The following is a 9,421-nucleotide window of genomic DNA, read 5'->3' as shown; positions in this document are numbered from 1 at the left end:
TGTTAGCATTGGATGATGCTTCTTTTAATATTGAAGAAGGTAAGATAACTTGTATATTAGGAGTTAATGGTGTGGGCAAGTCTACCATTTTAAAATCTATAGCAGGTCTTGTTAAACCTGATAGTGGGACTATATTAATAGATGGAGAAAAAATAAATTCTAAAATATATAATAAGATAGCTTTTGTTCCTGATGTAGATATTCATTTTCCTCATCTTAGTATAAAAGAAAGTTTTGCTTTTATGAAAGAGTTCTATAAAAATTGGGATGAAGAAAAAGCTTATCAAATGCTTAAAATGTTTAATTTATCTGACGATAAAATGATTTGTGAATTATCAAAAGGAGGAAAAGCTAGGGTAAAGATAATTATTGGCTTTGCACAAAATGCCAAATATATTTTACTAGATGAACCTTTTTCTGGAATAGATATTTTTAAAAGAGAAGAGTTTATAAAAACTATAGTTGAATATATGTCTGGAGACCAAAGTATCATAATAACAACACATGAAATTGCAGAGATTGAAAATATTGTTGATGAAGTAATCATATTTGATGAAGGTAAAGTAGTCTTTAATTTTAATGCACAAGAACTTAGACAAATAGAGGGAAAATCCATAGTGGATAAAATGAGGGAGGTATATAGGGGTGAATAAATTACTAACACTATATGATATAGAATTTAAAAGAATAAAAAAAATTTATTTTTCTATTTTAGGTATATTGATAGTAGGTAATATTTCTTATTTTATTTATTCTCTATATGATATTGTAAAATCAGTAGAACAAATCTTAACAGTTAGAGGCGGATTATCACTTTTAAAAACGGATGAAGCTTATAAATTTATTCAAGGTGGAACATTTACTCAAATGATATACAATGTTACATATTTTATGATGATGTGTGCAATTATTTGGTGTGTTTATTATGCTTTTGCAATTTGGTACAAGGACTTTTCTAATAAAACAAAGTCTGTATATACTTTATTTATGTTGCCATATAATAAATTTAATATATTCATATCAAAACTAATCACAGTTGTATCCTTTATATATGGGGTATTGGTTAGTCAGCATATTTTGTGGTTACTAGAGATGCTTATAATCAAAGGTGCTAGTGGAATGACACTAAGTGAGATAATAGATTTAATTAATTATAATAATACCTTTGGTTTTATTTTTAATATCATTTCTATTTATACAGCGGATATATTTGTATTTTATATAATTGCTCCAATCGTTGCAGTCACAGTATTATTTACCTCAGTTATGATACATAAATCAATTAATAAAATAGGTGGGTTTATAGCAGTAATATATATTTTATCTATATTAGCAATATATGTATATTACTCTTTAACATACTTAGTTTTTTCAGATCAATTGTTATTAATGAATTTAACTTATTTTTTATTGGTATTTTTAATATCATTGCTTTTATCATACAAACTGATTAATGATAAACTATATGTTTAGGAGGGGAATATTATGGATAAAAGATTTTCGAAAATGTTTTTAGTATTTAATTTAGTAGCCATAATATTTATTGGCATATGTTTAACCATAAATGATAAAGAGGAAGTTATGCTAGAAGATATGTCAGGAAATCGAGATACTTTAGATGGGATGACTATTGTATATCAAAAAAGAAAGGGTTTATTTGAAACTAATGAGGTTAAAATTACAAAAGATAATGAGAATATTGACAGATATGTAAAAGAAGGAGTAGGTAGTTTTAATTTAAGTAAGAAAAATATAGAAAATAGAGATATACTTCAATTTGCAAATGATAAAAGCGATATATGTGAAAATGAAGATGAAATAATTAATGTCTCACTGATGAGCTCTTATAGCCAATATAGTAATGAAGAAATGATTGCCTACATAAATATTAAAAATAAAAAAACTAATAAAAGTGAAGAATATGAAATTGTAGTTAATGATCAAATAGATATTAATAATGAAAGTATATATAAAGCATTACCAATAAGATACAATGATAATATTTACTTAGTAGTTTTATCTTCTGTGTATAATGAACAATTTTATGAAGAGGAAAAATCTATAGATAGTCTGGAATATAATTATTATAAACAAACGTATTTAAGTTTATATAAGTTAAATTTACTTACTAAAAAATCCAAACTAGTTTTAAGTAAGTCTTACGAAAGTAATGAGATGTATTATGATGGAGATATAGGTTTTACTAATGGTAAAAAATCATATTTTGTAGTTAACTATAAAAATAAAGAAACTAATAAGTTTGATATATGTTTATTTAGTTTTGATTTAATATCGAAGGATATTAATGTAATTAATCTAGGTATAAAAAATAAAATAATAGATAATTATTACATAGATAAAGATGAAGTTCTATTATCTTGTGTTTCAGAGAATAATGGAAATAATATTAAAACTATAGTTGTAAATTTAAACGAAAATAAAGTTAAATCAAGTAATGAAGTTGAATTTAATAAGAGAGAAGATTACAATGTATATGTTGCTGCAATGAACAGAAGTAATAATAAAACATATTTGATTTTGAGTGACTATGTTTATAACGATTATATAGACTATAACAATGAAATACCAAAATCAAATTATTATATATATGTTTTAGATGAGAATACAAATGAAATTTTATACAAAGGAAGATTGCAAGAAAAATCTTCAGATACTATTAATATTGATATATTAAAAGAGAATGAACTATAAATTGTGGAGACTTAAAGTAATTTAAGTCTCTTTTTGATATAATTTTATTATAATTGCAAAGTAAAACTGATTTTATCAAGGGGGGATAGAAATGTGGTTTGACAATTTTAATAAAGGGAATTGTAAAAACTGTTATGCTTGTGTAAGGGTATGTCCAGTGAATGCCATAGAAATAAAAAATGAACAAGCAAGAATTATAGGGGAAAGATGTATAGTATGTGATGAGTGTTCTCGAGCTTGTCCTCAAAAGCATAAAATAGTAAGTTCAGAGTTACCAATAGTAAAACATTATCTAAAAAATAAAGAAAAAGTAGTCGCATCTATTGCTCCTAGCTTTGCTGCTGTGTTTGGAGTGAATAGTCATAAGTTTCCTACTGTTTTAAAACATTTAGGATTTACCTATGTTGAGGAAACTTTGATAGGAGCACCACCAATTATTAAAGAATATTTTAAATATATAAATAAAGATGATAATAAAAATTATATTACAACTCTTTGTCCTTCCATAATTAACTTAGTTGAAAAACATTATCCAGATTTAATACCAAATTTAATACCTTCAATAACTGCTTTTGCATGTCATGGTAGGTATATAAAAGAAAAGTACGGTAAAGATACAAAAGTTGTATTTATAGGACCTTGCTTGGGAAAAAAGGATGAAGGTAGATTTGAAGAGAGTGTAGATGCAGTAATAACTTTGGAAGAATTAAAAAGATGGTTTGAACAAGAAAATATAAAATGGGAAGAATTTGAAGAAAGCTCTTTTGATGCAGTAAGTCATTATAATAAGGTTTTTCCTTTTATATCAGAAAATACAGGATACATATCTGATAATACACATAAAAAAGATGTTGTTCCAGTAGATGGAATAGAAGATTGTATAAAAACTATAGAAGCTATAAGAAATAATAGAATTAGTAATGTGCTATTTGATATGAGTTTTTGTCATGATGGATGTATTAGAGGTTCGGGAATTGATGATGATGGACTTAGTACTTATGAAAGACAGCAAAATATTTTAAATTATAGTAAAACTTATAAAGAAAAGTATGGAGATAAGATAGATCATTCATATGATGATATTTTATTTAATATAGATTTATCTAAAATATTTGAATCTAAATATGTTCCATTAAAAGAACCTAGCGAGGAAGAACTTAAAGAAATTTTAAAATCTATGGGAAAATTTGCAAGGATGGATGAGATAAATTGTAAAGCATGTGGATATAAAACTTGTAGAGATAAAGCAAAAGCTGTATTTAATGGATATGCAGATACAAGTATGTGTCTTCCATATATGAGACAAATTGCTGAAAATAAAGCGAAAGTAATTCTAAGAGCTACACCTAACTTAATCGGAATAGTGGATAAAGAGTTATGTGTAGTTGAATTTAACTCAGCGGCACAAAGATTTTTTCATGTAAGTAATGAAGAAGCTAAGGGAATACCGGTTATTATGTATTTAGATGATGATAAGTTTCAACAAGTTAGAGATAATAGAAAAAATTTATTAAGGGAGAGAATATACCTTGATGATTATAATTCTACTTTAATACAAAATATAATATGGCTAGAAGAAAATCAAATGTACATATGGATAGCTGAAGATATTACTAAAGAAGTAAATAAAGAAAGTGAACTTCAACAGATGAAAATAGACTCTATTAATATGGCTCAAGATGTCATAAACAATCAAATGATGGTTGCTCAAGAAATTGCAAGTTTGATGGGAGAAACTACTGCAGAAACAAAGGTTACATTAACAAAACTTAAGAAATTAATAGAGGAAGAGGGGAAACATAATGAAGTACTTTATTGATTTTGCTAGCGGAAGCCTTATTAAGTATGGAGAAGAATTATGTGGTGATAAAGTAGAGTTTTATAATGATGATAACCAATTTATAGCAGTGTTATCAGACGGTCTCAGTAGCGGAGTTAAAGCCAATATATTAGCCACACTGACTTCAAAAATAGCATTAACTATGTTAAAAGAAGGGATGAGCATAGAGGATGTTGTTGATACAATCACACAAACTCTTCCTATTTGTTCACAGTATAAAATAGCTTACTCAACTTTTACATTAATAAAAGTAGCTAAGGACGGTATTGCATATATTGCTGAATTTGACAATCTCACAGTATTTTTTATGAGAGGGGATGATATTATTGAACTTGGTTGGAAAGAAAAAATACTTAATGGAAAAACTATAAGAGAAACCAGAATTGAACTAAAAGAAAGGGATAGGATTATATTAGTTAGTGATGGTGTAGAGTTTGCGGGTAGTGGAAAAACTTTAAATTATTCTTGGCAATGGAAAGATATAGCTAATCACTTAAAAAAACATACAAATGAAAATATGAGCGCTAAAACAATCACTAATAATTTGTTAGGTGTCTGTAATCAACTTTACTTTTTTGGGCCGACAGATGATACGACAGTAGCTACAATAAAAGTAAGTCATGATAGTAAGGCAGTTTTATTTTCAGGACCTCCTATAGATAGAAAAAGAGATAGTGATGTTGTGAGAAAAATTATGAGAAGCGCAGGTAAAAAAATAGTTTGCGGTGGAACGACTGCTAATATTGTAGCAAGAGAGCTTAATGTAGAGTATAAATCTAGTACAGAAATAATTGATGAAAAAGTTCCTCCTATTGGATATATTGAAGGAATTGATTTAGTTACAGAAGGGGTTTTAACCATAAGAAGTGCCTGTAAAATTTTACAGAAATTATTAAGCACTACAGATTATGAATTTTTATATAAAAAAGATGGAGCATCTAAGCTTGCTAGAATGTTATATGAAGACTGTAGTCATATAAAGATGATTGTAGGAAGAGCGATAAATCCTGTTCATCAAATGGCAGATATTCCGAATGATTTAAGTATAAAGTTATATGTTCTTAATGAAATGAAAAACATACTTGTCAAATTAGGAAAAATAGTAGAAGTTGAATACTATTAATTATTGATAAATATAGATATAAGTACTACTATTTATTATATATTGTCAAAAAAGGAGAATTATAATGAATATAGTGCAAATAAAAAATGGGAGAAAAATTACTTTAAGAGAACCTGTTGAAAATGATGCAAAAGAAATAATTGAATTTTATAATATCGTAGGTGGGGAGACGAAATTTCTTTCTTTTGGAGAAGGAGAGTATAAAGTCAGTGAAGATGAACAAAAAAATACAATAAAAAGCATAAATGAAAGTAATAATAATACTATGGTTCTAGCTACTTATGATTCTAAAATTATAGCAATTGGAACAATTTCTTCAAATCAGAAGAAAAAAGGAAAACACGTAGGTATTTTAGGTATAGTTATAAAAGAAGAGTTTTGTAATTTCGGATTAGGAAGAATAATGATGGAATACTTAATAGATTGGTGTAAAGATAATAATATTACTAAAAAAATAAGCCTATCTGTTAGTGAGGATAATCCAAGAGCAAGAGCACTATATGAAAAGTGTGGCTTTGAAATAGAAGGAATATTAAAAAATGAAACATATATAGATGGTGAGTTTTTTAACATAGTTACTATGGGATTAATATTATAATTTAAGATTAAGTACAAATAGTCAGAGGGGGTATATCTGGCTATTTTTTATTTTTATATAAATAAGTTAATTTTTATTAGAAAATTAGTAATATAAAGATCTTATTTAAAATATAAATTAATATGTGCGTGGCTCCAGCTAATACAGTATAAAAGAAGGCCTTTGTACATCATGTGGTGCCATGCACACCTATTTATTTGGGAGGTGATTAAATAAATACTTTACGAAAGATAATTTTTATAGCTATTTGTCTATTAATTGGTATTTTATATTATACAGAAGATGTAGATGCTTTTCCTAGATATGTAGAAAAAGTTGAAATTAAAAATTGGACAAAGACTAGAGAAGTTGAAGACGTAGAAGAAGATAAAAAACTTAATAATGATAGTGATAATGTTAAGAACGTTTTTAATTATAATGTAGATAATAAGAATGTTGAAAATATTGAAGGTTTATATAATAAAATGAAGAGTATAAGAACAGTGTCAGAAGTAAATAAGCAATTGTATAATGGAGAAACTATTGTAACAGGAGATAAAATTTTAAGGACTACATTTTCTAATGATAATTCAACACTTAATTATACTTTTTCAAATCTTTATAGTTGGATTGGAAGTAATAAGGAAGTTAAGTGGGAAGAAGACAGTAATGGAAGTGAATTCATAACATGGCCAAATTATAATTATTATATAAATAGTGATACTCAAACTAAACGAGCCATTGAGTGGAGAATGTTAGAAGGAAAATTTAAATTAACTGACGAGCAAATGAATTTAATCAGTAGCAAAAAAGTACAACCCGTATTGGGTATATCCACTAATTTTGATAAAGAGTTTGAAACAATAGTACCATTTGGTGATATAGTTAATATATTTGTGAATAAAAAAATCACACGATTGAACTATGTTCATAGTAATGTAGCTTATAAATTAAATATGGACAAACAATTAGTACCTTACATTGATACTAATAAGCCAGAAAATATAAAATTCTGTGATAAAGAGAGTCATAAACATGCAACTTCTTATATAGGGTGTAAACATATTGACTTAAATGCGTTAAATAGAGGTCGTAATACATATGATAATTATTATAAAATGTATGGAGATATATCAGATGAGATTATAAAATATAAAAATAATCGAAATGAATATGAAGTACAAGTTTTAGTTGGTCAATTTAGTAAAGATGGTAACTATAATAGGGATGATTATGGAGGAATTGGCAAGTTGGACTTATTTCTAATTGAAAATCCGCAAGTTGAAGTTAATATTAAACCATATATTTTTGATAATAATAAAAAAGTATACAAGGACCCTACCTATAAATTTTCCTATAATGAAAAAGTGTACTATGATATTGAAATTATAAATAAAAGTACTTCTTATGATTTTACTAATTTAGATTTGAATATAGACTTTTTAGAAGGGGAAAAAGTTGCTGAGACTTTAAAAATAAATAAAGAAGATGTTATTTATAAAGGAAAAAGTATAAAAGATAATATAAAGGTATATATAAATGATAGCGAAATACCAGTTAATTTAAGTAATTTATCCTTATTAAAGCAAGATGACAGAATCCTAATTAGTGGAGAGAAAATCAACCATATAGTAAGTGAGTATGAGGGGACTGCAGAGAAAATTAATTATAAGTCTTATCTTGAATTTAATTATATAGATGATTATTTTTTTTATAAATATGAGAATACAAATAATATAGGGGTAAACCCTCTAAAAGGAAGATTGACCATCATAATAGATGGCAACTCTCAAGATGAACATTATGTAAAAATAAGTGGAAAGAATAACTCAGTAAATATAAAAATTAAAGGGAATAAACCATACACTGTTTTTAATTTAGATTATGATACAGCTTATAAAGTTTCTTTATTAGACTCATGTTCATATAAATCCATAGATCAAACATCAGTAACTTTAAATTCTGACTTAAATTCAAATAAAAAGACAATCACATTAAAACCCAGTCCAAAATCACATAAATATTTTATCCAAAGAAGATCAGATTCAATAATTTTAAATAGGTGATAATGATGAGAAGAAGAAAATATCTATTTTTATTTATTATAATAACATTAATTTTAGGGACAAGCTTTACTTATGGTGATGAATTTTTTTATTCTATTAAGACATCCGTATATAAAAATAAAGCATCAGAGATTAATATAATAATTGATAAAAATGAAGATATGGATAATTTAAATATTAATTTTATTAATGAGGGAAGTTGTGATGTTTTTATAAGGGGATTTGTATTTGTTTATTTTATAAGTGAAGAGAATAACATGAGTACTATTTTAAGTAATAATTCCATAAAAGTTAATTATTCTACAACTAATGAAGGTAGCGAAGATAATTTATGGTATATGGGTGAAGACAGTTATTTATACTACATGAAACCATTAAAGGTAGGAAATAGAACGGAAATGCCTTTAGTGGATAGTATAGAATTAAATTTAAATGATGAAGAAAAAGAGTTATTAAAAAATATGCAGGTTAGCGTGGATATTGTAGTTGAAGCTGTACAAGTAGATAATCTAGCATATAAATATGAATGGGAAGTAAAAGATGATGTATTGGAAAAATATTTTGATAATGGTTCGGCAGATGTTTTTAATGATGAAAATAATAAGTATGAAAAAAATGATAAAGTTAAGATAATAATAAATTGAAAGTTGTGGGGGACTTTTTAATGAAAAATAAAGAAAATAAGAAGTTTTTTAGAAAGTTTGCTATTATATTAGCGTTGATATTATTACCATTTGGAGCTTTTACACTTGGATATTTCTTCAAAAATAATTCTATTGAAAATCAAGTGGCTAATACTTTAACTGTTGATGGAAGCATAGAAGGAAGTATAACTGAAAATGTATTAACAGAATCAACATCAATGGTTCCTGGTGATGAAGTTAGTGCAACAATTAACATTAAACCAACATCTACAGCTAAAAGTTTGCTTAGAGTAAAATTAGAACCTTATTGGATTGATGGTAGTGAAAAAAGTAATTTATCAACAGACAATCTTGAAATTATGTTTAAAGGAAATGTAGGAGCAGATTTAAGTAATGGTAGCTGGTATAAAAATGGAAATTATTATTATTATATAAATCAAGTTGATAAAAGCACAAATA

Annotated in this window: 9 protein-coding genes; all 9 read left to right on the top strand. The window is 26.2% G+C overall.

Annotated features, from left to right (window positions below; all coding sequences use genetic code 11):
- The first annotated feature begins 8 nt into the window (after nt 1–8).
- Nucleotides 9–653: an ABC transporter ATP-binding protein gene (locus tag J7G74_RS12980; RefSeq protein ID WP_297136104.1), complete on the top strand. Its 645-nt coding sequence runs from the start codon at nt 9–11 to the stop codon at nt 651–653.
- Nucleotides 646–1,473, top strand: coding sequence for a hypothetical protein (locus tag J7G74_RS12975; protein WP_297136102.1), 828 nt, complete (start codon nt 646–648; stop codon nt 1,471–1,473). The genes J7G74_RS12980 and J7G74_RS12975 overlap by 8 nt, the downstream gene beginning before the upstream one ends.
- A gap of 12 nt (nt 1,474–1,485) precedes the next feature.
- Nucleotides 1,486–2,712 carry a hypothetical protein gene (locus J7G74_RS12970; protein ID WP_297136100.1) on the top strand — a complete coding sequence of 409 codons (1,227 nt, stop codon included), beginning with the start codon at nt 1,486–1,488 and terminating at the stop codon, nt 2,710–2,712.
- 91 nt (nt 2,713–2,803) lie between these two features.
- Nucleotides 2,804–4,531 (top strand): [Fe-Fe] hydrogenase large subunit C-terminal domain-containing protein, encoded by a 1,728-nt coding sequence (locus tag J7G74_RS12965; protein ID WP_297136098.1) that lies wholly within the window; start codon nt 2,804–2,806, stop codon nt 4,529–4,531.
- Nucleotides 4,515–5,675 (top strand): SpoIIE family protein phosphatase, encoded by a 1,161-nt coding sequence (locus J7G74_RS12960; protein ID WP_297136096.1) that lies wholly within the window; start codon nt 4,515–4,517, stop codon nt 5,673–5,675. Before J7G74_RS12965 ends, J7G74_RS12960 begins: the two co-directional genes overlap by 17 nt.
- Nucleotides 5,676–5,739: 64 nt before the next feature.
- A complete protein-coding gene (locus J7G74_RS12955; protein WP_297136094.1) occupies nt 5,740–6,273 on the top strand; it encodes a GNAT family N-acetyltransferase in 534 nt (177 codons plus the stop codon).
- A gap of 464 nt (nt 6,274–6,737) precedes the next feature.
- Nucleotides 6,738–8,318 (top strand): hypothetical protein, encoded by a 1,581-nt coding sequence (locus tag J7G74_RS12950; RefSeq protein WP_297136092.1) that lies wholly within the window; start codon nt 6,738–6,740, stop codon nt 8,316–8,318.
- A gap of 5 nt (nt 8,319–8,323) precedes the next feature.
- Nucleotides 8,324–8,962: a hypothetical protein gene (locus J7G74_RS12945; RefSeq protein ID WP_297136089.1), complete on the top strand. Its 639-nt coding sequence runs from the start codon at nt 8,324–8,326 to the stop codon at nt 8,960–8,962.
- A gap of 20 nt (nt 8,963–8,982) precedes the next feature.
- On the top strand, nt 8,983–9,421 hold a 439-nt coding region (locus tag J7G74_RS12940), incomplete at its 3' end, for a hypothetical protein (RefSeq protein WP_297136087.1).

The organism is Terrisporobacter sp. (assembly GCF_017888745.1).
Taxonomy (GTDB): Bacteria; Bacillota; Clostridia; order Peptostreptococcales; family Peptostreptococcaceae; genus Terrisporobacter.
This window is presented reverse-complemented; position numbering and strand designations above follow the sequence as displayed.